The sequence below is a fragment of the Pseudomonas sp. GW531-T4 genome (genome assembly GCF_017349615.1).
Lineage (GTDB): Bacteria > Pseudomonadota > Gammaproteobacteria > Pseudomonadales > Pseudomonadaceae > Aquipseudomonas > Aquipseudomonas chlororaphis_I.
The window spans coordinates 201237-225511 of sequence record NZ_JACMZT010000005.1 but is presented as its reverse complement, the minus strand read 5'-3'; the positions used below and the strand labels follow the sequence as shown (position 1 = coordinate 225511).

Below are 24275 nucleotides of genomic sequence, written 5' to 3'. Positions count from 1 at the left end.
CCCGAAGGTGTCTGCCTTACTCGGCGTCCGCCGGCTTGTCACTGTGGGACAGGCTGTAGACGTAAGCGGCCAGCAGGTGAACCTTGTCGTTGCCTTGCAGCTGTTCCTGGGCAGGCATCTGACCCTGACGGCCGTAACGGATGGTCTGCTGCAACTGGGCGAAGCTCGAGCCGTAGATGAACGCGCCCGGATGGGTCAGGTCAGGTGCGCCCATGGCTGGGGTACCTTTACCGGCCGGACCGTGGCACGCCACGCAGTTGGCGGCGAAGATCTTCTGGCCGTTGGCCGGATCGGCCTTGGCGCTTTCCGGCAGCTTGCGGCCATCGAGGTTGGTCAGCACATAGGCGGCCACATCGCTGACGCCTTGCTCGCCGATGACTTCCGCCCAGGCCGGCATCACCGCGTGACGACCGCCCATGATGGTGGTCTTGATGGTTTCCGGCTCGCCGCCCCAGCGCCAGTCGGCGTCGGTCAGGTTCGGGAAGCCATAGGCGCCCTTGGCGTCGGAACCGTGGCAGACCGAGCAGTTGGAGGCGAACAGGCGGCCACCCATCTTCAGGGCTTGCGGGTCCTTGGCGACTTCCTCGATCGGCATGGAGGCGAACTTGGCGAAGATCGGACCGAACTTGGCGTCCGACTTGGCCATTTCCTTTTCCCACTCGTGCACGCCGGTCCAGCCGGTCTGGCCGTTGGCGAAGGGGGTCTGCTTTTCGGTATCCAGGTAGTTGTAGCCTGGCAGGATGCCTTTCCAGTTACCCAGGCCCGGGTACAGCACCAAGTAACCCAGGGCGAAGACGATGGTGCCGACGAACAACATGAACCACCATTTCGGCAGTGGGTTGTCGTACTCCTCGATCCCGTCGAAGGAGTGGCCGACCGTCTCGTCGGTCTGCTCGGCGCGCTGGCCCTTGCGGGTCGACAGCAGCAGCCAGGTCAGGGCGAAAATGGTACCCAGACTGAGGACTGTGACGTACAGACTCCAGAACGTAGTCATTCTTTGTTACTCCTAGAAGCTTGCTCGACGTGCTTGATGGCTTCGGGATCATCCGCGAACGGCAGCAAGGTGGCGTCTTCGAACTCGGACTTGCGCTTGGGGCTGAACACCCACAGCGCCAGGCCGATGAAGGCCACCATCACCACTACGGTGCCCAGGCCACGAATCATCCCGATATCCATCCAGATCACCGTTTGCTTTTGATGATGGTGCCCAGGCCTTGCAGATAGGCCACCAGCGCGTCCATTTCGGTTTTGCCCTTCACGGCATCCTTGGCACCGGCGATGTCTTCGTCGGTGTAAGGGACGCCGAGCGTGCGCAAGACTTCCATTTTTTTCGCGGTGTCTTTGCCGTCGAGCTTGTTTTCTACGAGGAACGGGTAAGCCGGCATTTTCGACTCAGGTACAACGTTGCGCGGGTTGTACAGGTGCGCACGCTGCCAGTCATCGGAGTAACGACCGCCAACGCGGGCCAGGTCCGGACCGGTACGCTTGGAACCCCACAGGAACGGGTGGTCCCAGACGCTTTCACCGGCGACCGAGTAGTGGCCGTAGCGTTCGGTTTCGGCACGGAACGGACGGATCATCTGCGAGTGGCAGCCGACACAACCGTTGGCGATATAGACGTCGCGGCCTTCCAGTTCCAGGGCGGTGCGCGGCTTCATGCCTTCGACCGGCTTGTTGGTGACGTCCTGGAAGAACAGCGGAACGATCTGGGTCAGGCCGCCGATGCTGACGGCGATGACCATGAAGAAGGCCAGCAGGCCGATATTCTTCTCTACTGCTTCATGCTTCATCAGTGAGCTCCAACTACAGCGATCTGAGCGGCGGCTTCAGCTTCAGCCGGGTTCGAGGCGCGAACGGTACGGAACACGTTGTACGCCATGAACAGCATGCCGGCGGCAAAGAACGCACCGCCCAGGGCGCGCACGATGAAACCAGGGTGGCTGGCCTGCAGGGCTTCGACGAAGGAGTAGGTGAGGGTGCCGTCGTCGTTGATTGCACGCCACATCAGGCCCTGGGTGATGCCGTTGACCCACATCGAGGCGATGTACAGCACGGTACCGATGGTAGCCAGCCAGAAGTGGGTGTTGATCAGGCCGATGCTGTGCATCTGCTGGCGACCGAAGACTTTCGGGATCATGTGGTACAGGGCGCCGATCGAGATCATCGCTACCCAGCCCAGGGCACCGGCGTGTACGTGGCCGATGGTCCAGTCGGTGTAGTGCGACAGCGAGTTGACGGTCTTGATCGCCATCATCGGACCTTCGAAGGTCGACATGCCGTAGAACGCCAGGGACACCACGAGGAAGCGCAGGATCGGGTCGGTGCGCAGCTTATGCCAGGCGCCCGAGAGGGTCATCATGCCGTTGATCATGCCGCCCCAGCTTGGTGCCAGCAGGATGATCGACATGGCCATGCCCAGGGACTGCGCCCAGTCCGGCAGGGCGGTGTAGTGCAGGTGGTGCGGACCGGCCCAGATGTACAGGGTGATCAGCGCCCAGAAGTGCACGATGGACAGGCGATAGGAGTAGATCGGACGCTCGGCCTGTTTCGGCACGAAGTAGTACATCATCCCCAGGAAGCCGGTGGTCAGGAAGAAGCCCACGGCGTTGTGGCCGTACCACCACTGGATCATGGCGTCGGTCGCGCCCGAGTAGGCCGAGTAGGACTTGAAGAAGCTGACCGGCAGGGAAGCGTGGTTGACGATGTGCAGCATCGCGGTGACCACGATGAAGGCACCGTAGAACCAGTTACCCACATAGATGTGCTTGGTCTTGCGCTTGACGATGGTGCCGAAGAACACCAGACCGTAGGTGACCCAGACGATGGCCAGCAGGATAGCCAGGGGCCATTCCAGTTCCGCGTATTCCTTGGTGGTGGTGTAACCCAGCGGCAAGGTAACGATCGCGCCGACGATCACGGCTTGCCAACCCCAGAAGGTGAAGGCCGCCAGGCTGTCGGAAATCAGTCGCGTTTGGCAGGTTCGCTGCACGACGTAGTAAGAAGTGGCAAACAACGCACATCCACCGAAGGCGAAAATCACCAGGTTGGTGTGCAGCGGGCGCAGGCGTCCAAAGGTCGTCCATGGCAGACCGAAGTTCAACTCCGGCCAGACCAGTTGCGAGGCGATGAAGACACCGAGCCCCATGCCAAGGATCCCCCAGACCACCGTCATGATGGCGAACTGGCGGACTACCTTATAGTTATAAGCAGTCGGACTGATTGCTGTGCTCATTCTAAGGTTCCACGGTTTGGGTGTTTTATTAGGAGTAAAAATCGGCCGCAAGTATGGAGAAAGCGGGGGGTCATTGCAACGCGCCATGACCTGGGTCAATGCTTTCAAAAGCTGATTCTGCGGCCTTTCCATGCGCGGAGTAAGGACAAAATCGGCCCCGGACAAAATGTCGCAGCGGATGAAAAAGGCGAGGGGTACAGGTCAGTTGTAACCGGGTGTGTGGAAAGCCCTTGAACGAGCGACAGACGGTAAGTGGCGCGACAGCCGGTATAAACCAGCCTTTGCGGCCTGTCCTCGAACAACGGCTTCGAATGGAGCGGCTACTTCTGGTCTGTGACCGGCCAGTGCCAGTCCACTGCGAAGCAGCTTAGACCCGAATCCGGAGAGTGGAAAGGCAGGGAGTAGAGAGGGTGCGACACTTGGTCGCAAAGGAGGAGGGCTAAGCTTCAAGCTGCAAGCTGCAAGTCAAAAACTCACAGCTTGCCGTTGATCTTTTACTTATCGCTTGCAGCTTCTGGCTTGCTGCTGTGGGAGAGGCTGTAGACGTAGGCCGCGAGCAGCTGGACCTTGTCGTTGCCGAGCAGTTCGTTCTGCGCCGGCATGTGGCCCTGGCGACCGTGGCGAATGGTCTGTTGCAGCTGGGTCAGGCTGGTGCCGTAGATGAAGCCTGCCGGTTGCGTCAGGTTCGGCGCGCCCATGATTTCAGTGCCCTGGCCGTTGGCGCCGTGACAGGCGACGCAGGTGGTGCTGAAGGCTTGTTTGCCAGCGACGAGGTCGGCGCTGCTGTCGGCAGGCAACGGCAGGCCGGCGAGTTCATGACGCACATAGGCCGCGACGTTCTTCACCCCGTCCTCGCCCAGCACTTCGCCCCAGGCCGGCATGGCCGCCATGCGACCGCCCATGATGGTGGCCTTGATGGTGTCGGCGTTGCCGCCCCAGCGCCAGTTGTTGTCGGCGAGGTTAGGGAAGCCGAAGGCGCCCTTGGCGTCCGAGCCGTGGCACACCGAGCAGTTGGAGGCGAACAGGCGTCCGCCCATTTTCAGCGCCTGCGGGTCCTTGGCCACTTCTTCCACGGGCATGGCGGCGAACTTGGCGAAGATCGGGCCGAACTTGGCGTCTGCCTTGTCCATTTCCTTTTCCCATTCCTTGGTCTGGGTCCAGCCGTCCTCGTAGCCCGGCAGAATACCTTTCCAGTTGCCCAGGCCCGGGTAGAGGATCAGGTAGCCGACGGAAAACACCAGGGTGCCGGCGAACAGCAGGAACCACCATTGCGGCAGGGGGTTGTCGTACTCCTCGATGCCATCGAACGCGTGCCCCATGGTCTGGTCGACGCTGCCCTTGGTCTCGCCCTTGCGCGTGCCGATCAACAGCCAGGTCAGGCCGATCAGGCTGCCTATGGTCAGTACGCAGATGTACGTACTCCAGAAGGTGGTCATGGCCGAATGCTCCTTGTCGCATGCTCTTCGGATTGAGCGTCATCAGATGGATTGCCGGGCACTTCCGGCGAAGGTTCGTCGGCGAAGGGCAGCAGGCGCGCCTGGGCGAACTCCGGGTTGCGCTTGGCGTTGAAAACCCAGATCGACAGGCCGATGAAGGCAATCATCACCACCAGCGTGCCGAGCCCGCGGATCATGCCGCTATCGAGTTCAAGACCCATGGCTCACCTCTTGCTCTTGATCGCAGTGCCAAGCACTTGCAGGTAGGCGACCAGGGCGTCCATCTCGGTCTTGCCCTTGAGGGAAGCGACGGCACCGGCGATATCGTCGTCGTTGTACGGCACGCCGAGGGTGCGCATGGCGCGCAGCTTGGTTTCGGTGTGGCTGCTGTCGACCGCCTGGGTGACCAGCCATGGGTAGGCCGGCATCTTCGACTCGGGCACCACGTTGCGCGGGTTGTACAGGTGCGCGCGGTGCCAGTCGTCGGAGTAGCGGGCGCCGACCCGGGCCAGGTCCGGACCGGTACGCTTGGAGCCCCACAGGAACGGGTGGTCCCAGACGCTTTCACCGGCGACCGAGTAGTGGCCGTAGCGTTCGGTTTCGGCACGGAACGGACGGATCATCTGCGAGTGGCAGCCGACGCAGCCTTCGCGGATGTAGATATCGCGGCCTTCCAGCTGCAGGGCGGTGTAGGGCTTCATGCCTTCCACCGGCTTGTTGGTGACGTCCTGGAAGAACAGCGGGACGATCTGGGTCAGACCGCCGATGCTCACGGCAAACACCATCAGCAGCATCAGCAGGCCGACGTTTTTCTCGATGACTTCGTGTTTCATGGCGGACTCCTCAGGCCATCTGCGCAGCGGCGGTGATTTCGGCAGGCTGGGCTGCGCGTACGGTGCGCCAGGTGTTGTAGGCCATCAGCAACATGCCGAAGAGGAAGATCGCGCCACCGGCGAAGCGCACGATAAAGCCCGGATGGCTGGCCACCAGGGTTTCGACGAAGGAGTAGGTCAGCGTCCCGTCTTCGTTGACGGCGCGCCACATCAGGCCCTGGGCGATGCCGTTGACCCACATCGAAGCGATGTAGAGCACGGTGCCGATAGTGGCCAGCCAGAAGTGCGCGTTGATCAGGCCGATGCTGTGCATCTGCTCACGACCGAAGACTTTCGGGATCATGTGGTACAGCGCGCCGATGGAGATCATCGCTACCCAGCCCAGGGCGCCGGCGTGGACGTGGCCGATGGTCCAGTCGGTGTAGTGGGAGAGGGCGTTGACGGTCTTGATCGCCATCATCGGACCTTCGAAGGTCGACATGCCGTAGAACGCCAGGGACACCACCAAAAAGCGCAGGATCGGATCGGTGCGCAACTTATGCCAGGCCCCCGAGAGGGTCATCATGCCGTTGATCATGCCGCCCCAGCTTGGCGCCAGCAGGATCAGCGACATCACCATGCCCAGGGACTGCGCCCAGTCCGGCAGCGCGGTGTAGTGCAGGTGGTGCGGGCCGGCCCAGATGTACAGGGTGATCAGTGCCCAGAAGTGCACGATGGACAGGCGATAGGAATACACCGGACGCTCGGCCTGCTTGGGCACGAAGTAGTACATCATCCCCAGGAAGCCCGCGGTCAGGAAGAAACCCACCGCGTTGTGGCCGTACCACCACTGGACCATGGCGTCGGTCGCACCGGCATACAGCGAGTAGGACTTGGTCAGGCTGACCGGCAGCTCCAGGTTGTTGACGATGTGCAGGATGGCCACGGTGATGATGAAACCGCCGAAGAACCAGTTGCCGACGTAGATGTGCTTGGTGTTGCGCTTCATCACCGTGCCGAAGAACACGATGGCGTAGGCCACCCAGACGATGGTGATGAGGATGTCGATCGGCCATTCCAGCTCGGCGTATTCCTTGGAACTGGTGTAGCCCAGCGGCAGGCTGATGGCCGCCAGGAGGATGACAAGCTGCCAGCCCCAGAAGCAGAACGCAGCGATTTTCGGCGCGAACAGCTGGGTCTGGCAGGTGCGTTGCACCGAGTAGAAGGAGCTGGCGAACAGTGCGCAGCCACCGAAGGCGAAGATCACCGCGTTGGTGTGCAGCGGGCGCAGGCGACCGAAACTGGTCCAGGGCAGGTTGAAGTTGAGTTCGGGCCAGACCAACTGGGCAGCGAGAAAAACCCCGAGCCCCATGCCGACGATGCCCCACACCACCGTCATAATGGCGAATTGGCGGACCACCTTGTAGTTGTAGGCGGTACTGATAGAAGTGTTCATGGTTCCCCATCCACGGTTCAGCTGAAGTGAAAGCGACTGCGCACGGCAAGGCGCGCTCACTTCTTCTGGAGTTATAGGCAGACTAAAAGCGAGGTAAGCATGGGCAAACGGCAAGGGGCTGTTATTGACGGGGATCAATGGGCGCAGTGCGTGCGGGAATGTAGCTGGCTCTGGGATGTCGCGCAGGAGCCGCTGGCCGGCGAACCGCTGACCCTGATCCTGGCCCATGGCGCCGGCGCGCCGATGGACAGCGCTTTCATGAACGACATGGCCGCACGCCTTGCGGCGCATGGGGTCAACGTCCTGCGCTTCGAGTTTCCCTACATGGCCCAGCGTCGCCTCGATGGTGGCAAACGGCCGCCTAACCCGGCGCCGAAGCTGCTGGAGTGCTGGCGCGAGGTATATGCCCAGGTGCGACCTCATGTCGCTGGGCGGCTGGCCATTGGCGGCAAGTCCATGGGCGGGCGCATGGCCAGTTTGCTGGCCGACGAGCTGGGCGCCGATGCGCTGGTGTGCCTGGGGTATCCGTTTTATGCCGCCGGCAAGTCGGAGAAACCGCGGGTCGCCCACCTGGCCGAATTGCGCACCAGGACCCTGATCGTCCAGGGCGAGCGCGACGCCCTGGGTAACCGCGAGGCGGTCGAAGCCTATGCGCTGGCGCCGGCTATCGAACTGTTCTGGCTGGCGGCCGCCGACCATGACCTGAAACCACTCAAGGCCTCCGGCTTCACCCATGAGCAGCACCTGGAGGCGGCCGCGCGGAAGGTTGCCGAGGTTTTGCGCGGTCTGACTGGCTGAACGACTCTTCTGTAGGAGCAGCCGGTCGACGTTCGATTGCTCGCGATTGTTTTTCAAGGCGACAACGGTGGCGACTGCCAGGCCGCATCGCGAGCAAGCTTCGCTCCTACAGGGCGCGCGGGGCTGGAAAAAGGCAATAAAAAACCCGGAAGGCAAACCTTCCGGGTTTTTTGTTTTGCGGCTTAGCGGTTGAAGCGTTCGACCAACGAGTACTGCGTGTTGGCGGTGCGGGTCAGCTCTTCGCTGAGTTGCGCCGAATGCTGGGCCTGTTCCGAGGTCTGGTCGGCCAGTTGGGCAATGGTGCTGATGTTGCGGCTGATCTCTTCGGCCACCGCGCTTTGTTCTTCAGTGGCGGCGGCGATCTGGGTGGTCATGTCGGTGATGTTGGCCACCGCTTCGCTGATCCCCACCAGCGCCTGGTCGGCTTCCAGCACCCGGGCCACGCCTTCCTCGGCCTGACGATGCCCGGCGTCCATGGTCTGCACCGCCGTGCTGGCGGTTTGCTGGAGCTTGGCGATCAGGTTGTGGATCTGGCCGGTGGACTCGCTGGTGCGTTGCGCCAGTTGGCGAACCTCGTCGGCCACCACCGCGAAGCCGCGGCCCATTTCCCCGGCACGCGCCGCTTCGATGGCCGCGTTCAACGCCAGCAGGTTGGTCTGGTCGGCGATGCCCTTGATCACATCGACCACGCCGCCGATTTCGTCGCTGTCCTTGGCCAGCTGGGTCACAGTCAGGCCGGTTTCGCCCACTACCACCGACAGGCGCTGGATCGCTTCGCGGGTTTCCCCGGCGATGTCGCGCCCACGCCCGGTGAGGCGGTTGGCCTCCTGGGTGGCGTCGGCGGTGCGCTGCACGTGGCTGGCCACTTCCTGGGTGGTGGCGGCCATCTGGTTGACCGCGGTGGCCACCTGTTCGGTTTCCACACGCTGGCGTTCCAGGCCGCTGGAGCTGTTGTGCGCCAGGGTGTCGGACTGCCGCGCCTGCTCGTTGAGGTGCTCGGCGGTGTCCTGCAGACGAGTCAGGCAGGTTTTCAGGCGGGCTTCCTGGCTGAGGATCGACATCTCCAGGCGCGCCTGGGCGCCACGGCTGTCGGTGTACATCTGGGCGATCAGCGGGTCGGAGGTGGTCTGTTCGGCCAGGCGCAGCAAGCGCTTGAGGCCGCGCTGTTGCCAGCTCAGCCCGAGCAGGCCGAGCGGCACGGAAAGGCCGGCGGCGAGGGCAAAGCCCCAGGAAGAGTTGAGCCAGACGCCAATCAGGAAGCTCAGCTGGCTGACCAGGATGAACGGCAGCCAGTCCTGGAGCACCGGCAGCCATTTGTCGCGTTTCGGAATCGCCGACTTGCCCTGGTTGATGCGTTGGTAAAGCGCTTCGGCCCGACGGATCTGCTCGGCGGTGGGCTTGACCCGCACCGACTCGTAGCCGACCACTTGCTGACCTTCGAAGACCGGTGTCACGTAGGCGTTGACCCAGTAGTGGTCACCGGTCTTGCAGCGATTCTTGACAATGCCCATCCATGGCAAGCCTTGTTTCAGGGTGGCCCACATATGCGCGAACACCGCGGCCGGAACGTCGGGGTGACGGACCAGGTTGTGCGGTGCGCGGACCAGTTCCTCACGAGAAAACCCGCTGATTTCAACGAAGGCATCGTTGCAGTAGGTGATCACGCCTTTGGCATCGGTGGTGGAGATCAACCGTTGCTGAGCCGGAAAGGTACGTTCGCGCTGGGTGACGGGCTGGTTGTTACGCATGGTTTTTCTATCCGCAAGGCTTTGATAGGTTGTCGGCGGTCTTCGCCAATTGTTGAAGTTTTTTTCTGGAATTTGAGAAGTGCCTCATTGACAGAGAGCTGATTCTGCAAGGTGGCGCGAGGGGGCGGCGAAGCCGAGGCCCGTTCAAGGAGCCCCGGCTTGGCCAGGGTCAACCCGCGAGCATCGGGTAGGTGAACAGCCCGAAGTGCAGCAGGTTCAGACCGAAATGGGTGGCCACCGCGGCACCCAGGCCGCCAAAGCGGTAGGCCAGGCCGTAACCGACCCCGGCGATGCTCGCCAGCAGCCACCATTGCCAGCCGGCGCCCACATGCACCAGGCCGAACAGCAGGGCCGCGCACATCAGCGCCAGGTTTTCGCCATAGGGCAGATGCTTGAAGCGACGGCTCAGGCCGCCCTGAATGTAGCCACGAAACAGCGCTTCTTCCACCAGGGTGACCAGCAGCAGGTTGTTCAGCACCCACAGCCAGGCCTGATCCGGCCATTTCGGCGCCCAGTCGATGATGCCCAGCAACACCGCGCCGCCCAGGGCCGCCAGGGCGGTCAGGGTCAAGGCCAGGGCGCTGGTGTAAAGGGACAGGCGCAACGAGCGGCGGCCGATGATCCAGGGGCAGACCAGCAACAGCCAGAAGCCGATCAGCGGCTTGTCCTGGTTCAGGTACATGGAAAACGGCACGGCGTCGGCGGTGAAGCGTTCCGGGCCGATCGCCCGACCATTGTAGAAACCGGGCAGCCAGTGCATGGCCAGCGCCAGGGCCAGCACCACGAACAGGCCGTGCCCCAGGTAACGCGCGTAAGGGCTTTTCTGCTGGCGCACGGCAAAGCCCGCGCACAGCAGCAAGGCGACGGAAACCGCCGCCAGCAGGCCCAGTTGGCCGTAGCTCAGGGCCAGGGCGTAACCAATGGAGAGAAGTGCCAGGTACATCCATGGCAGAACAGTCATGTGAAATCCTTGTTGCGAAAAGAATGGAATCAGCCGCTCGCGCCACCTGCGTCAGCGGTTACTGGATAGAACGAACGGGGGGCCAGTATAACGAGGCATGGGCGATGAATAAGTGAAACAAAAACACCGCCCGGAGGCGGTGTTGGTTTTGCGGCAAGGCGTTATGCGGCGATCAGCTGTCGCAGGACGTAGTGCAGGATCCCGCCGGACTTGAAGTATTCCACTTCGTTCAGGGTGTCGATGCGGCACAGCACCTCGACCTTTTCCTGGCTGCCATCCTCGCGGGTGATCACCAGGGTCAGGTTCATCCGCGGCGTCAGTTCGACGCCGGTCAGGCCCTGGATATCCAAGGTTTCCTTGCCAGTCAGGTTCAGGCTCTTGCGGTTCTGGTCGAGCTTGAACTGCAGCGGCAGCACACCCATGCCCACCAGGTTGGAGCGGTGGATGCGCTCGAAGCTCTCGGCGATCACTGCCTTGACCCCCAGCAGGTTGGTGCCCTTGGCCGCCCAGTCGCGGCTGGAGCCGGTGCCGTATTCCTGGCCGGCGATCACCACCAGCGGCGTGCCCGCTTGCTGGTAACGCATGGCCGCGTCATAGATCGCCAGTTTCTCGCCGGTGGGGATGTACAGAGTGTTGCCGCCTTCCTCGCCGCCGAGCATTTCGTTGCGGATGCGGATGTTGGCGAAGGTGCCGCGCATCATCACCTGATGGTTGCCGCGACGTGAACCGTAGGAGTTGAAGTCCCGCGGTTCCACGCCTTGCTCGCGCAGGTAGCGGCCGGCTGGGCTGTCGGCCTTGATGTTGCCGGCCGGGGAGATGTGGTCGGTGGTCACCGAGTCGCCCAGCAGCGCCAGGATCCGCGCGCCCGTCACATCCTTGATCACCGGCAGAGGGCCGGAGATGTCGTCGAAGTAGGGTGGGTGCTGGATATAGGTGGAGTCCGCCTGCCACACATAGGTCGCGGCCTGCGGTACTTCGATGGCTTGCCACTGGGCGTCGCCGGCGAATACCTCGGCGTATTCCTTGTGGAACATCCGGGTGTTGACCTGGGTGACCGCCTCGGCGATTTCCTGGCTGCTCGGCCAGATGTCGCGCAGGTAGACCGGCTTGCCGTCCTTGCCTTCGCCCAGCGGCTCGCGGCTGATATCGATGCGCACGCTGCCGGCCAGGGCATAGGCGACCACCAGCGGCGGCGAGGCCAGCCAGTTGGTTTTCACCAGCGGGTGCACGCGGCCTTCGAAGTTGCGGTTGCCGGACAGCACCGAGGCGACGGTCAGGTCGGCTTTCTGGATGGCTTTCTCGATCGGCTCCGGCAAGGGGCCGGAGTTGCCGATGCAGGTGGTGCAGCCGTAACCCACCAGGTCGAAACCCAGGGCGTCGAGGTATTGGGTCAACCCGGCGGCCTTGTAGTAGTCGGTGACCACTTTCGAGCCCGGGGCCAGCGAACTCTTCACCCAGGGCTTGCGCTTCAAGCCTTTTTCCACGGCCTTTTTCGCCACCAGGCCGGCGGCCATCATCACGCTGGGGTTGGAGGTGTTGGTGCAGGAGGTAATAGCGGCGATCACTACCGCGCCGTTTTTCAGGCGATAGGTCTGGCCATTGTGGGCGTAATCGACTTCGCCTATCAGGTCGGCGCTGCCCACGGCCACGCCACCACCGCCTTCGCTTTCCAGGCGGCCTTCTTCCTTGCTGGTGGGCTTGAACTGCAGATCGAGAAAGTCAGTGAAGGCCTGGCCGACGTTCGGCAGCGAGACCCGGTCCTGCGGCCGCTTCGGCCCGGCGAGGCTGGCTTCCACCGTACCCATGTCCAGCGCCAGGCTGTCAGTGAACACCGGCTCCTTGCCCGGCAGGCGCCACAGGCCCTGGATCTTGCTGTAGGCCTCCACCAGCTTCACCACGGCATCTGGGCGGCCGGACAGGCGCAGGTATTCCAAGGTGACGTCATCCACCGGGAAGAAGCCGCAGGTGGCGCCGTATTCCGGGGCCATGTTGGCGATGGTGGCGCGGTCGGCCAGCGGCAGGTCGGCCAGGCCGTCGCCATAGAACTCGACGAATTTGCCGACCACGCCTTTCTTGCGCAGCATCTGGGTGACGGTCAGCACCAGGTCGGTGGCGGTGATGCCTTCCTTGAGCTTGCCGGTCAGTTTGAAACCTATGACTTCCGGGATCAGCATCGACACCGGCTGGCCGAGCATCGCCGCCTCGGCCTCGATGCCGCCCACGCCCCAGCCGAGCACGCCGAGGCCGTTGATCATGGTGGTGTGGGAGTCGGTGCCGACCAGGGTGTCGGGGAAGGCGTAGGTGCGGCCGTCTTCGTCCTTGGTCCAGACCGTGCGGCCCAGGTATTCCAGGTTGACCTGGTGGCAGATGCCGGTGCCCGGTGGCACCACGCTGAAGTTGTCGAAGGCGCTCTGGCCCCAGCGCAGGAAGGCATAACGCTCGCCGTTGCGCTGCATTTCAATGTCGACGTTCTGTTCGAAGGCGGTGTTGCTGCCGAACTTGTCGACCATCACCGAGTGGTCGATCACCAGGTCCACCGGCGACAACGGGTTGATGCGTTGCGGGTCGCCGCCGGCCTTGGCCATGGCCGCGCGCATGGCCGCCAGGTCGACCACCGCCGGCACGCCGGTGAAGTCCTGCATCAGCACCCGCGCCGGGCGGTACTGGATCTCGCGATCCGAGCGACGCTCCTTGAGCCAGGCGGCGAGGGCCTTGAGGTCGGCGCCGGTGACGGTCTTTTCGTCTTCCCAGCGCAGCAGGTTTTCCAGCAGGACTTTCAACGACATCGGCAGCTTGTCGAGATCGCCAAGGCGCTTGGCGGCTTCTGGCAGGCTGAAGTAGTGGTAGGTCTTGTCGTCGACTTTTAATGTTTTAAGGGTTTTCAGGCTATCGAGGGACGGCATTGAATCACTCCTTTTGGTCCGCACGGCTACGGACCTGACGGGAAGGGCAGAGCTCTTAAGCTAGCCCTGTTTTCAGTAGCTGGCTAATAACTGGACTCTATGGACAAGTCCAAGGTTCCGAACTCGGCTATCATGCGCCGGTTTTCGTGACAGGCTTTGCTACAGCGGGTTTGCGCATGATTCATTGCCAATTGCCCAGGAGATTCGATGAACACCCTCTTTATGCACTGCCGGCCGGGCTTCGAAGGCGAAGTCTGCTCCGAGATCGCCGACCATGCCGCGCGCCTGAACGTGGCCGGGTACGCCAAGGCCAAGCCGAGCACCGCCTGTGCCGAGTTTGTGTGCAGCGAAGAAGACGGCGCCGAGCGCCTGATGCGCGAGCTGCGTTTTGCCGAGCTGATCTTTCCGCGACAGTGGGCGCGGGGCGTCTTCGTCGATCTGCCGGAAACCGACCGCATCAGCGTGATCCTGGCCCATCTGGCGAGTTTCCCGACCTGCGGCAGCCTGTGGCTGGAAGTGCTGGATACCAATGACGGCAAAGAACTGTCGAACTTCTGCAAGAAATTCGAAGCGCCACTGCGCAAGGCGCTGACGGCGGCCGGCAAGCTGGTGGACGATGCCGGCAAGCCACGCTTGCTGCTGACCTTCAAAAGCGGCCGCGAGGTGTTTGTCGGCCTGGCCGATGCCGGCAATTCGGCCATGTGGCCGATGGGCATTCCGCGCTTGAAGTTCCCTCGTGAAGCGCCCAGCCGCTCGACCCTGAAGCTGGAGGAGGCCTGGCACCACTTCATTCCTCGCGATCAGTGGGACGAGCGCCTGCACGGCGACATGACCGGCGTCGACCTCGGTGCCGCCCCGGGTGGCTGGACCTGGCAACTGGTCAACCGCGGCATGCTGGTCACCGCTGTCGACAACGGGCCGATGGCCGAAAGCCTGATGGACACCGGCCTGGTGCAGCACCTGATGGCCGACGGTTTCACCTTCAAACCCAAGCAGCCGGTGGACTGGATGGTCTGCGACATCGTCGAGAAACCGGCGCGCAACGCCGCCTTGCTGGAAACCTGGATCGGCGAGGGGCATTGCCGCGAAGCGGTGGTCAACCTGAAACTGCCGATGAAGCAGCGTTACGCGGAAGTGAAGCGTTTGCTCGAACGGATCGAAGACGGCTTCAAAGCCCGTGGCCTTCGCGTGGCGATCGGCTGCAAGCAGCTGTACCACGACCGTGAAGAAGTGACCTGCCACCTGCGCCGGCTGGATGAAAAGAAGCCCAAGGCACGTTGAGCGTAGTTGCGGCGCAATGTCACAGATAGCGTCGATGCCGGCATTGCGCGACAATGCCGGCCAGTTTCAGGAGTGAGTTATGAGTCAAATCATCGATACGCCGGTCGACGGCACGCTGGATGCCACCGGGCTCAATTGCCCGGAGCCGGTCATGATGCTGCACCAGCATATTCGTGACCTGCAGCCCGGCGGCCTGCTCAAGGTGATCGCCACCGATCCCTCGACCCGCCGCGACATCCCCAAGTTCTGCGTGTTCCTCGACCATGAGCTGGTCGCCCAGCAGGAAGAGGCCGGCACCTATCTGTATTGGATTCGCAAGAAGTCCGGTTAACCCGCCGCCCGGCTGATGCGGATTCGCTTGCGCGCGCTGCGCGCCAGGCGGATCGACAGCATCAGCGCCGCGCAGCTCAGGCCGGCAATCAAGCCTTCCCACAGCCCGCTCGGGCCGCTGGCAGGGCCGAACCAGTCGGTCAGCCCCAGCACATAACCCACCGGCAAACCGATACCCCAGTAGGCGAGCAGCGTCAGGACCATGGTCACCCGGGTGTCCTGGTAGCCACGCAGCGCGCCTGCGCAGATCACCTGGATCGCGTCGGAGAACTGGTAGAGCGCGGCGTACACGATCAGCATCGCCGCCACCTGGATCACCGCGGTGTCCGGGGTGTAGATCGAGGCGATGGACTCACGCAGCAGCAGGATCAGGCTCGCGGAGAACAGGGCGAAGGCCAGCGCCGCGCCCAGGCCGACGCCGGCGGCGAAGCGCGCCTGGTATGGATTGCCGGCGCCCAGGGCCTGGCCGACCCGCACGGTGACCGCCATGCCCAGGGAATACGGAATCATGAACAGCAGGGAGCTGATGTTCAGGGCGATCTGGTGCCCGGCCACCACTGTCGCGCCGAGGCTGCCGATCAGCAGGGCGATCACCGCGAAGATGCTCGATTCGGCGAACACCGCGATGCCGATCGGCAGGCCGACGCTCAGCAGGCGCTTGATCACCGCCCACTGCGGCCAGTCGAAACGCTTGAACAGCTGGCTGCTCTGGTAGGCCGGGGCCCAGCGGGTCCAGCCCGCCATGGCCAGCATCATCGCCCACATCACGATAGCCGTGGCCCAGCCGCAACCGACGCCGCCCATGGCCGGTACGCCGAAGTGGCCATAAATGAACACGTAGTTGATGGGGATGTTCAGGGCCAGGCCGAACAGGCCGATGACCATGCTCGGCCGGGTGCGCCCCAGGGCGTCGCTGCAGCAACGCAATACGTAATACAGCGCCACCGCCGGCAGGCCGCTGGCGATGCCGTGCAGGTATTCCATGCAGGGGCCGATCAGCGTCGGGTCGACCTTCATCAGGTGCAGCACCGGCTCGGCATTGATCAGGATCAGGCTGGCGCTCAGGCCGACCGCCAGGGCCAGCCACAGCGCCTGGCGCACGATCGGGCCGATCTCACCATAGGCGCCGGCGCCGACCCGCTGGGCCACCTTGGGCGTGGTGGCCAGCAGGGTGCCGGTCATCAACAGGAACACCGGGATCCAGATCGAGTTGCCCAGCGCCACCGCCGCCAGGTCCCGTGGGCTGTACCGGCCGGCCATCACCGCATCGACGAAGCCCATGGCCGTGGTCGCCAGCTGCGCGATCATGATCGGCAAGGACAGGGCCAGCAGGCTGCGCAGTTCAAGGCGCACCCGGGCCGGGCGGTTGAGGGAGGTGGCAGGGGTATCGGTCACGGAATTCACAGGCGAAGCGTCCACAGGGTTGATGCGCAGGGCGGCGTATTCTACGCATTGACGGATGAGTCAGGAAAAAACCTCTGTTGTCGATTTGTAAGTGCTGGCGGCGCCCGGCGGGATGGATTGCTCGCTGGCCGAAAATGGCCTTCTACGCCTAAACTGCGGCTCCGCGAAAGGAGCCTGCCATGCTGATTGTTGCCGACGAAAATATTCCCCTGCTCGATGCCTTTTTTGCCGGCTTCGGCGAAATCCGCCGTTTCCCGGGGCGGGCCATCGACCGCGCCGCCATCGAGGGCGCCGATGTGCTGCTGGTGCGTTCGGTGACCCAGGTCAGTCGCGCCTTGCTCGAGGATAGCCAGGTACGGTTTGTCGGGACCTGCACCATTGGTACCGATCACCTGGACCTCGAGTATTTCCACGAGGCGGGCATTCGCTGGTCCAGCGCGCCGGGCTGCAACGCACGCGGGGTGGTCGACTATGTGCTGGGCAGCCTGCTGACCCTGGCGGAAATCGAAGGCGCCGACCTGACGCAACGCACGTACGGCGTGGTGGGCGCGGGCGAGGTCGGTGGACGGCTGATCGAGGTGTTGCGCGGCCTGGGCTGGAAAGTCCTGGTCTGCGACCCGCCACGGCAGGTGGCGGAAGGTGGCGACTATGTCAGCCTGGAACAGATCCTCGCCCAGTGCGATGTCATCAGCCTGCACACTCCCTTGACCAAGGCCGGCGAGCTGCCGACCTGGCACTTGCTGGACAAGCAGCGCCTGCTCCAGCTGCGCCCCGGCGCCTGGCTGATCAACGCCAGCCGTGGCGCGGTGGTGGATAACAGCGCCCTGCGCGAGGTGTTGCTCGAGCGTGAAGACTTGCAGGCGGTGCTGGATGTCTGGGAAGGCGAACCCCAGGTCGACGTGGCCCTGGCTGACCTCTGTGTGCTGGCCACGCCGCATATCGCCGGTTACAGCCTCGATGGCCGGCAGCGCGGGACGGCGCAGATCTATCAGGCGCTGTGCGATTACCTTGGGCAGCCGCAAGCGATTCACTTGCACGACCTGCTGCCTCGGCCATGGCTGTCGGAGGTGAGTCTCGATGCCAATAGCGACCCGGCCTGGTCCCTGGCGATGATCTGTCGGGCGGTCTACGACCCGCGGCGCGACGATGCGGATTTCCGCCGCAGCCTGGTGGGCAGCGTGGCCGAGCAGCGCGCGGCCTTCGATGCGTTGCGCAAGGGCTATCCGCCGCGACGTGAAATCGATGGGCTGGCCGTGCGTATCCAGGGCGAAGCACCAGGCTTGCAGCAGATCGTATCGGCCCTGGGATCGGTGTCGGTTCGCTGATCGGGCCTGGAGTCTGGTCGTTTCCGGCAGGCATAAAAAACCCGGCTTCAGGGCCGGGTCAAGAGGACGTGAGGCTATGTGTCAATCTTGCTGCGCAGGCTTGACCAGTCGCTTTTCCAGTTCGCGGCAAGCGTTCTGGATCATGTCTTCGGTGATCGGTACTTCGCGACCCTGAGCGTCGATGATGGCGCATCCCAGAGACTGGTCGGGGTGGGTACGAATCACTTCAATCTTGTCATTGCTGCTGTTTTGCAAGGACATGGCCTGTCTCCTCATCAGGTTGTGCGCTTACTTTAAAACCGCCAGGTGACCAAGCTGTGACAACTCCCTGCAAGGTCCCACTACGGCGTTTTCTATCCGGGGAGTCCTCAGTCCAACAGAAATGCCTGTGGACTTCCACTCGGACCTTAGACCAATAGCATCTAGGCTCCAGTATCAGCGGACATAATTAACCTGACTCATTGTGATTTACCGAAGTTCCAGGAAAAGAAGGTTCCAGGAAAACAGGTTCCAGGAAATCGGTTCCGACAAACAGGGCTGCGCCTCATGACTGTGCTGGATCACCCAGCGGTGAATGGGGCGGGGCCGTTCCCAGGTGTGCTTCCGGATGAACTTCATGCTTTCTTCGCGTCAACGCCGGGCGATTCGCCTGGCCAGTCGTTTCATCGCGCCTTATCGCTGGCAGGCCCTGGGGGCGTTGCTGGCGCTGGTGGTGACCGCGGGCATCACCCTGTCCATGGGGCAGGGCATCCGCCTGTTGGTGGACCAGGGCTTCATGACCGGATCACCGGACCTGCTCAACCAGTCCATCGGCCTGTTTCTGCTGCTGGTGCTGGGGCTGGCGGTGGGGACGTTCGTGCGTTTCTACCTGGTGTCGTGGATTGGCGAGCGCTGCGTGGCGGACATCCGTCGGCAGGTGTTCAACCATCTGATCTACCTGCACCCGGGCTTCTATGAGAACAATCGCAGCTCGGAGATCCAGTCGCGGCTGACCGCCGACACCACCTTGCTGCAATCGGTGATCGGCTCGTCGCTCTCGCTGTTTTTGCGCAATGCGCTGATGGTCATCGGCGGCATCGTGCTGCTGTTCGTCACCAACCCCAAGCTCACCAGCATCGTGGTGATCGCCTTGCCCCTGGTGTTGGTGCCGATCCTGATTTTCGGCCGCCGGGTGCGTAGCCTGTCACGCTTGAGCCAGGACCGTATCGCCGATGTCGGCAGTTACGTGGCGGAAACCCTGGGCCAGATCAAGACCGTCCAGGCCTATAACCACCAGCCCCAGGATGAGCGGCGTTTCGCCCTGACGGTGGAGGAGGCGTTCAACACCGCACGCCGGCGTATCGTCCAGCGTGCCTGGCTGATCACCCTGGTGATCGTGCTGGTGCTGGGCGCGGTCGGGGTGATGCTCTGGGTCGGCGGCATGGATGTGATTGCCGGGCGCATTTCCAGTGGCGAGCTGGCGGCCTTTGTTTTCTACAGCCTGATCGTCGGCAGTGCCTTCGGCACCCTGAGCGAAGTGATCGGCGAGTTGCAACGGGCCGCGGGCGCGGCGGAGCGGATTGCCGAGTTGCTGCGTTCGGAAAACCTGATCCAGCCGCCGAATGAAGGCCTGGTCGCCTTGCCCGAGCGGGTGCGGGGCGAGCTGGTGCTGGAGAACCTGCGCTTCTCTTATCCATCGCGTCCGGACAGTTATGCCGTCGATGGCCTGAGCCTGACGGTTCGCGAGGGGGAAACCCTGGCGCTGGTCGGGCCGTCGGGGGCGGGCAAGTCGACCATCTATGATCTGCTGCTGCGTTTCTATGACCCGGAGCAGGGGCGCATCCTGCTCGATGGCGTGCCCTTGACCCGGCTCGACCCGCAGGATGTGCGACGCTGTTTTGCCCTGGTGTCGCAAAGCCCGGCGCTGTTCTTCGGCAGCATCGAGGAGAACATTCGTTATGGCAAACCCTCGGCCACCCCGGAGCAGGTCAGGGAGGCGGCAAGGATCGCCTACGCCCACGACTTCATCGAGAAAATGCCCGAGGGTTACCAGACCCATCTCGGCGATGCGGGGCTGGGACTTTCCGGCGGCCAGCGCCAGCGCCTGGCGATTGCCCGGGCGCTGCTGGTGGATGCGCCGATCCTGTTGCTGGATGAAGCCACCAGCGCCCTGGATGCCCAGAGCGAGCATTTGATCCAGCAGGCCTTGCCGAGCCTGATGAAGAATCGCACCACCCTGGTGATCGCCCATCGCCTGGCCACGGTGAAAAACGCCGACCGCATCGCGGTGATGGATCAGGGCCGGCTGGTGGCGGTGGGTACCCACCAGGAGTTGATCGCCAGCAATCCGCTGTATGCACGTCTGGCGGCGTTGCAGTTCAGCGATGGCCAGGCAGCCTCCTGAGCCCGCGCTGGAAACAAAAATGCCCGCATCGCTGCGGGCATTTTTATTGGGCGTTATCGCTTACTGATCGTCGAAATACCGCTCATGCCAATCCACCAGTGGCTGTGGCGAATTGAGTTTCTGGCCGTAGATCACCGAGTAGGACAGCACGTTCTGCACGTACTGGCGGGTTTCATCGAACGGAATGCTCTCGACCCAGACGTCGAAGCTCAGGTGGTCGGCGCCCCTGAGCCATTGGCGCACGCGGCCGGGGCCGGCGTTGTAGGCGGCGGACGCGAGCACCCGGTTGCCGTTGAACTGGCTGTGCACCTGGCTCAGGTAGGCGGCGCCGAGCTGGATGTTCTTGTCCGGGTTCAGCACTTGCTGCGGCGAGGCCAGCGGGATGCTGAACTTGCGCGCGGTTTCCTTCGCGGTGCCGGGCATCAGTTGCATCAGGCCGGCCGCGCCGACGCCCGAGCGAGCGTCGTCCATGAACGCGCTTTCCTGGCGGGTGATCGCGAAGATCCAGCTCGAGTGCAGGCCACGGACCTTGGCTTCGCGCACCAGGGTGTCGCGGTGGGCCATCGGGAAGCGGATGTCCAGGTCGTCCCAGTATTTCGCCTGGCTGATGGTGCGGATAGCCGGGAAGTACCATTTCAGGTCGTAGGCCAGCTTGGCCTGGGCGACCATTTCGTCACGGCTGAAATGACGGCTGACGTGGTACCACTCACGCCGGCCATCGACGATCTGGCCGCGGGCATGGAACTCCAGGGCGCGCCGTACGCCCGGCGTATTGCGTACCTTGTTGATCACCTGCTGGCTGAGCACCAGCGGTTTGTTGTTCAGCTGATAAGGCAGTTGTGTGCGGTCGGCCGCGAGGAAACCATAGAAGTCGCGTTCGTTGGCCAGGCCCTTGTAGAGGGTCTGGGCCTGAGGGTTCTGCGGCTCGGCCAGTTCCAGGCTGCGCGCCTGCCAGTAGCGCCAGCGGTTGGTGGTCGCCAGGTCCTGGGGCAACTTGCGGGTCAACTGGTAGGCATCTTCCCAGCGCGCCAGGCGCAGCAGCAGGCGCAGGCGCCACTCGGAGACCGTGTTGTCGCGCAGCTCGGGATCGTATTTGGTCATCACCTCCAGGCCACGGCTGTCGAAGCGTCGCGCCAGGGTCAGGCCGATTTCCCGGGCAATCGCCACTTTTTCGTCACGGGAGAAGTGCATGCTGCTGGCATAACCGTCGAGCAGGGCCATGGCCCTGTCCGGATCCTGGCGGGCCAGGCGGCGCAGACCCAGGCCGACCACGTCGGACATGGCTTCGCTGGCTGGAGTGAAGCGTGACGGCTGGCTGAGCAGCTCGGGTTTCTGGGCAACATCCACCAGCAGCCGGCCCTGGGGGGCGAGGGTGGTCATGCTTTTGACCAGGCTATTGGCCAGCGGATAGTTGCGGGCTTCGGCGGCCAGTTTGGCGCGCTGCCAGCGCTTCTGTTCGGTCAACTGGCCTTCGGCGGCCCACTGGGCGAACAGCGCGTCGCAGGTGGCCGGCAAGGATTTGCCGCTGAGCCAGAGCTTGTCGGTGGCGGCGTACCCTTCGGCCTTGAGGTTGTGGCCCAGCTGGTATTGCGCGTTCAGGCAGTCCAGCTCGGTGAAGTTGAGCTTGGGGTCGTAATACTTGACGAAGGTGGCCCAGTCGCCACGTTCGGCCAGCCAGCGCAACCAGCGCAGTCTCATCCAGTTGGCCTGGGGCAGGTCGCCGTGTTCACCGAGAAACTTTTCGATCTCGGCGTTGCTGGCGGTTTTTAGCCGGGCGGTCAGTTCGTCGTAGGCCAGGTAGGGCTCGAGCGGGTAGTCGGCCAGGACCTGGCGGTAGCGGAAATACGGGCCGGTGTCGCCCTTGGCCAGGGCGCGTTTGGCTTCATCGTAATATTGACGCTGGAGTGAGAGGTCCGCGGCCTGAGCGGTGTGCACGGCAGAGGCAGAAAGAAGCAGGCAGGACAAAAGACTGAAAAGGCGACTGCGCATGAGACATCCGGGCAGAGAAATCATGACAAGTGCCGACAATGCCAACACTGATTATTCCCTAGCTTAGCCTTTTGCCAGCAACGGGTGAAAGCTTTGCCGGCCTCTTGTCGCCAGTTCGCTGCAAATGTTGTTCAGGGTGCTTCAGGATTGAAAATGCCGGCCTTCTGAGGCCTCAACTCAGGTAGAATGCGCGCCCGGTTTTTGGAGAAGCTCATGACCCTGCTCAAATTCAGCGATGTGTCCCTTGCGTTCGGCGCTATGCCGTTGTTGGACAAGGTGTCCTGGCAGATCGCCCGTGGTGAGCGGGTGTGCATCATCGGCCGTAACGGCACTGGCAAATCCAGCATGCTGAAGCTGGTCAAGGGCGATCAGAAGCCCGACGACGGTTCCGTATGGCGCGCGCCCGGTCTGAAAATCGGCGAATTGCCGCAGGAATTGCCAGTGGCCGACGAGCGGACAGTGTTCGACGTCGTCGCCCAGGGCCTCGATGGCGTTGGCGAGCTGCTGGCGCAGTACCACCACCTGAGCCAGAACATCGTCACCGATGCCGATCTGGAAAAGCTCATGCACGTCCAGCATGACCTCGAAGCCCGTGATGGCTGGCGCTTGCAGACGCTGGTGGACAGCACCCTGAGCCGCCTGCAGCTGCCGGCCGACAAGACCCTCGCCGAGTTGTCCGGTGGCTGGCGCCGTCGCGTCCTGCTGGCTCAGGCCCTGGTGTCCGAACCGGACCTGCTGCTGCTCGACGAACCGACCAACCACCTGGATATCGGCGCCATCGCCTGGCTGGAAGAAGCCCTGAAGGACTTCCAGGGCGCCGTGCTCTTTATTACCCACGACCGTTCCTTCCTGCAGAACCTGGCGACCCGGATTCTTGAGCTGGACCGTGGTGGGCTGATCGACTGGAACGGCGACTACGCCAGCTTCCTGGTGCACAAGGAAGCAGTGTTGGCGGCTGAAGAGACAGCCAACGCGCTGTTCGACAAGCGCCTGGCCCAGGAAGAAGTCTGGATTCGCCAAGGCATCAAGGCCCGTCGTACCCGTAACGAAGGCCGCGTGCGCGCCCTCAAGGCCCTGCGTGTCGAGCGCAGCGAACGTCGCGAGCGCACCGGCAAGGCCAATATCCAGCTGGAAACCGCCGACAAGTCCGGCAAGCAGGTCATGGTGCTCGAAGACGTGAGCTTCGCTCATCCGGGCGGGCCATTCCTGGTCAAGAACTTCTCCATGGTCCTGCAGCGCGGCGACCGTATCGGCCTGCTCGGCGCCAACGGTACCGGCAAGACCACGCTGCTCAAATTGATGCTGGGCGGCCTGGTGCCGAGCAGCGGCAAGGTCGAGGAGGGCACGCGTATCGACGTGGCGTACTTCGACCAGTTGCGTCACCAACTGGACCTGGAAAAGACCGTGATCGACAACGTCGCCGAAGGTCGCGACTTTATCGATATCGATGGCCAGAGCCGTCACGTGCTCAGCTACCTCGGCGATTTCCTGTTCAGCCCGCAGCGTGCCCGCACACCGGTCAAGGCGCTGTCCGGTGGCGAGCGTGCCCGCCTGCTGCTGGCCAAACTGTTCAGCAAGCCGGCCAACCTGCTGGTGCTCGACGAACCGACCAACGACCTGGACGTGGAAACCCTCGAGCTGCTGGAAGAGGTGTTGCTGACCTTCCAGGGCACCGTGCTGATGGTCAGCCACGACCGGGCATTCCTCGATAACGTGGTGACCAGCACCCTGGTGTTCGAAGGCGAAGGCAAGGTTCGCGAATACGTCGGCGGTTATCAGGACTGGCTGCGCCAGGGCGGTTCGCCACGCCTGCTGGGCGTGACCGAGAACAAGTCCGGCAAGGCCGAGCTGAATTCGGCGGTGGTTGCGCCTGTCGCAGCGGCACCTGCTGCGGCACAGGAAGCACCTGCGGTCAAGAAGAAGCTCAGCTACAAGTTGCAGCGGGAGCTCGAAGCGTTGCCTGGCCAGATCGAAGCCATGGAGCAGCAGATCGCCAGCGTGGAAGCGGAGATGGCCGACGCCGGCTTCTATCAGCGTCCTGCGGCCGAGACCACGGCAGTCATCGCCCAGTTGGAACAGCTCAACGCTGAACTGGACGTGATGGTCGAGCGCTGGGCCGAGCTGGATGCCTGAGTGACCTGGCGTCAATAAAAAAGCCCGACATTCATGTCGGGCTTTTTGCAGGGCCGGTGCGGGCGGAGAATTCTGCCTGCGGCG

Annotated in this window: 20 protein-coding genes; 6 read left to right on the top strand and 14 right to left on the bottom strand. The window is 63.1% G+C overall.

Features of this window, described 5'->3' with window-relative positions:
- Nucleotides 1-16 precede the first annotated feature (16 nt).
- The 8 genes from ccoP (J4D28_RS06310) to ccoN (J4D28_RS06275) all read right to left on the bottom strand — a co-directional run bounded on the left by ccoP (J4D28_RS06310) (nt 17) and on the right by ccoN (J4D28_RS06275) (nt 6936).
- Nucleotides 17-994 carry a cytochrome-c oxidase, cbb3-type subunit III gene (ccoP, locus tag J4D28_RS06310; RefSeq protein ID WP_009047944.1) on the bottom strand — a complete coding sequence of 326 codons (978 nt, stop codon included), beginning with the start codon at nt 992-994 and terminating at the stop codon, nt 17-19.
- A complete protein-coding gene (locus J4D28_RS06305) occupies nt 991-1176 on the bottom strand; it encodes a CcoQ/FixQ family Cbb3-type cytochrome c oxidase assembly chaperone (RefSeq protein ID WP_003175465.1) in 186 nt (61 codons plus the stop codon). Before J4D28_RS06305 ends, ccoP (J4D28_RS06310) begins: the two co-directional genes overlap by 4 nt.
- A gap of 5 nt (nt 1177-1181) precedes the next feature.
- Nucleotides 1182-1790, bottom strand: coding sequence for a cytochrome-c oxidase, cbb3-type subunit II (gene ccoO, locus J4D28_RS06300; RefSeq protein ID WP_009042961.1), 609 nt, complete (start codon nt 1788-1790; stop codon nt 1182-1184).
- The gene (gene ccoN, locus J4D28_RS06295; RefSeq protein WP_009042962.1) at nt 1790-3232 is read right to left on the bottom strand and encodes a cytochrome-c oxidase, cbb3-type subunit I; all 1443 of its coding nucleotides are present in this window, start codon (nt 3230-3232) and stop codon (nt 1790-1792) included. The genes ccoO (J4D28_RS06300) and ccoN (J4D28_RS06295) overlap by 1 nt, the downstream gene beginning before the upstream one ends.
- 494 nt (nt 3233-3726) lie before the next feature.
- The gene (gene ccoP, locus J4D28_RS06290) at nt 3727-4668 is read right to left on the bottom strand and encodes a cytochrome-c oxidase, cbb3-type subunit III (RefSeq protein WP_009047945.1); all 942 of its coding nucleotides are present in this window, start codon (nt 4666-4668) and stop codon (nt 3727-3729) included.
- A complete protein-coding gene (locus J4D28_RS06285; protein WP_023968526.1) occupies nt 4665-4889 on the bottom strand; it encodes a cbb3-type cytochrome c oxidase subunit 3 in 225 nt (74 codons plus the stop codon). Before J4D28_RS06285 ends, ccoP (J4D28_RS06290) begins: the two co-directional genes overlap by 4 nt.
- A 3-nt stretch (nt 4890-4892) precedes the next feature.
- Complete coding sequence (gene ccoO, locus J4D28_RS06280) at nt 4893-5501, bottom strand: cytochrome-c oxidase, cbb3-type subunit II (protein WP_009047947.1); 609 nt, start codon at nt 5499-5501, stop codon at nt 4893-4895.
- Nucleotides 5502-5511: 10 nt separating this feature from the next.
- On the bottom strand, nt 5512-6936 hold the full coding sequence (gene ccoN / locus J4D28_RS06275) for a cytochrome-c oxidase, cbb3-type subunit I (protein WP_009047948.1): 1425 nt from the start codon (nt 6934-6936) through the stop codon (nt 5512-5514).
- Between the two features lie 99 nt (nt 6937-7035).
- On the opposite strand from ccoN (J4D28_RS06275), the gene J4D28_RS06270 reads away from it, so the two are divergent.
- Nucleotides 7036-7734, top strand: a complete 699-nt coding sequence (locus J4D28_RS06270) for an alpha/beta family hydrolase (RefSeq protein ID WP_028682995.1) — start codon at nt 7036-7038, stop codon at nt 7732-7734.
- Between the two features lie 182 nt (nt 7735-7916).
- Here J4D28_RS06270 and J4D28_RS06265 read toward each other — a convergent pair whose 3' ends face one another.
- The 3 genes from J4D28_RS06265 to acnA form a co-directional block, all read right to left on the bottom strand.
- The gene (locus J4D28_RS06265) at nt 7917-9482 is read right to left on the bottom strand and encodes a PAS domain-containing methyl-accepting chemotaxis protein (protein ID WP_009047950.1); all 1566 of its coding nucleotides are present in this window, start codon (nt 9480-9482) and stop codon (nt 7917-7919) included.
- Nucleotides 9483-9651: 169 nt separating this feature from the next.
- Complete coding sequence (locus J4D28_RS06260) at nt 9652-10443, bottom strand: CPBP family intramembrane glutamic endopeptidase (RefSeq protein WP_041989222.1); 792 nt, start codon at nt 10441-10443, stop codon at nt 9652-9654.
- A 161-nt stretch (nt 10444-10604) separates the two neighbouring features.
- On the bottom strand, nt 10605-13346 hold the full coding sequence (gene acnA, locus J4D28_RS06255) for an aconitate hydratase AcnA (protein ID WP_009047952.1): 2742 nt from the start codon (nt 13344-13346) through the stop codon (nt 10605-10607).
- A gap of 207 nt (nt 13347-13553) precedes the next feature.
- Here acnA and rlmM point away from each other — a divergent pair, with 207 nt between their 5' ends.
- Both rlmM and tusA read left to right on the top strand, forming a co-directional pair.
- Nucleotides 13554-14627 (top strand): 23S rRNA (cytidine(2498)-2'-O)-methyltransferase RlmM, encoded by a 1074-nt coding sequence (gene rlmM / locus J4D28_RS06250; protein ID WP_103330848.1) that lies wholly within the window; start codon nt 13554-13556, stop codon nt 14625-14627.
- Nucleotides 14628-14706: 79 nt separating this feature from the next.
- On the top strand, nt 14707-14958 hold the full coding sequence (gene tusA, locus J4D28_RS06245) for a sulfurtransferase TusA (RefSeq protein ID WP_007921329.1): 252 nt from the start codon (nt 14707-14709) through the stop codon (nt 14956-14958).
- On the opposite strand, the gene J4D28_RS06240 is transcribed toward tusA, so the two are convergent.
- Nucleotides 14955-16361: an MATE family efflux transporter gene (locus J4D28_RS06240; protein ID WP_103330847.1), complete on the bottom strand. Its 1407-nt coding sequence runs from the start codon at nt 16359-16361 to the stop codon at nt 14955-14957. The two genes, tusA and J4D28_RS06240, sit on opposite strands and share 4 nt — an antisense overlap.
- Nucleotides 16362-16540: 179 nt before the next feature.
- Between J4D28_RS06240 and pdxB the strand changes: the two genes are divergently transcribed.
- A complete protein-coding gene (gene pdxB, locus J4D28_RS06235; RefSeq protein WP_101282058.1) occupies nt 16541-17686 on the top strand; it encodes a 4-phosphoerythronate dehydrogenase PdxB in 1146 nt (381 codons plus the stop codon).
- Nucleotides 17687-17767: 81 nt separating this feature from the next.
- Here the strand turns inward: pdxB and J4D28_RS06230 are convergent, their stop codons facing one another.
- Nucleotides 17768-17947: a PA1571 family protein gene (locus J4D28_RS06230; RefSeq protein ID WP_007921326.1), complete on the bottom strand. Its 180-nt coding sequence runs from the start codon at nt 17945-17947 to the stop codon at nt 17768-17770.
- A gap of 346 nt (nt 17948-18293) precedes the next feature.
- Here J4D28_RS06230 and J4D28_RS06225 point away from each other — a divergent pair, with 346 nt between their 5' ends.
- Entirely contained in the window at nt 18294-20069 is a 1776-nt protein-coding gene (locus tag J4D28_RS06225; RefSeq protein ID WP_009047956.1) for an ABC transporter transmembrane domain-containing protein, read from the top strand.
- A 60-nt stretch (nt 20070-20129) separates the two neighbouring features.
- Here J4D28_RS06225 and J4D28_RS06220 read toward each other — a convergent pair whose 3' ends face one another.
- Nucleotides 20130-22058, bottom strand: a complete 1929-nt coding sequence (locus J4D28_RS06220; protein WP_041988543.1) for a transglycosylase SLT domain-containing protein — start codon at nt 22056-22058, stop codon at nt 20130-20132.
- A gap of 213 nt (nt 22059-22271) precedes the next feature.
- Here J4D28_RS06220 and J4D28_RS06215 point away from each other — a divergent pair, with 213 nt between their 5' ends.
- On the top strand, nt 22272-24191 hold the full coding sequence (locus J4D28_RS06215; protein ID WP_009047958.1) for an ATP-binding cassette domain-containing protein: 1920 nt from the start codon (nt 22272-22274) through the stop codon (nt 24189-24191).
- Nucleotides 24192-24275 lie beyond the last annotated feature (84 nt).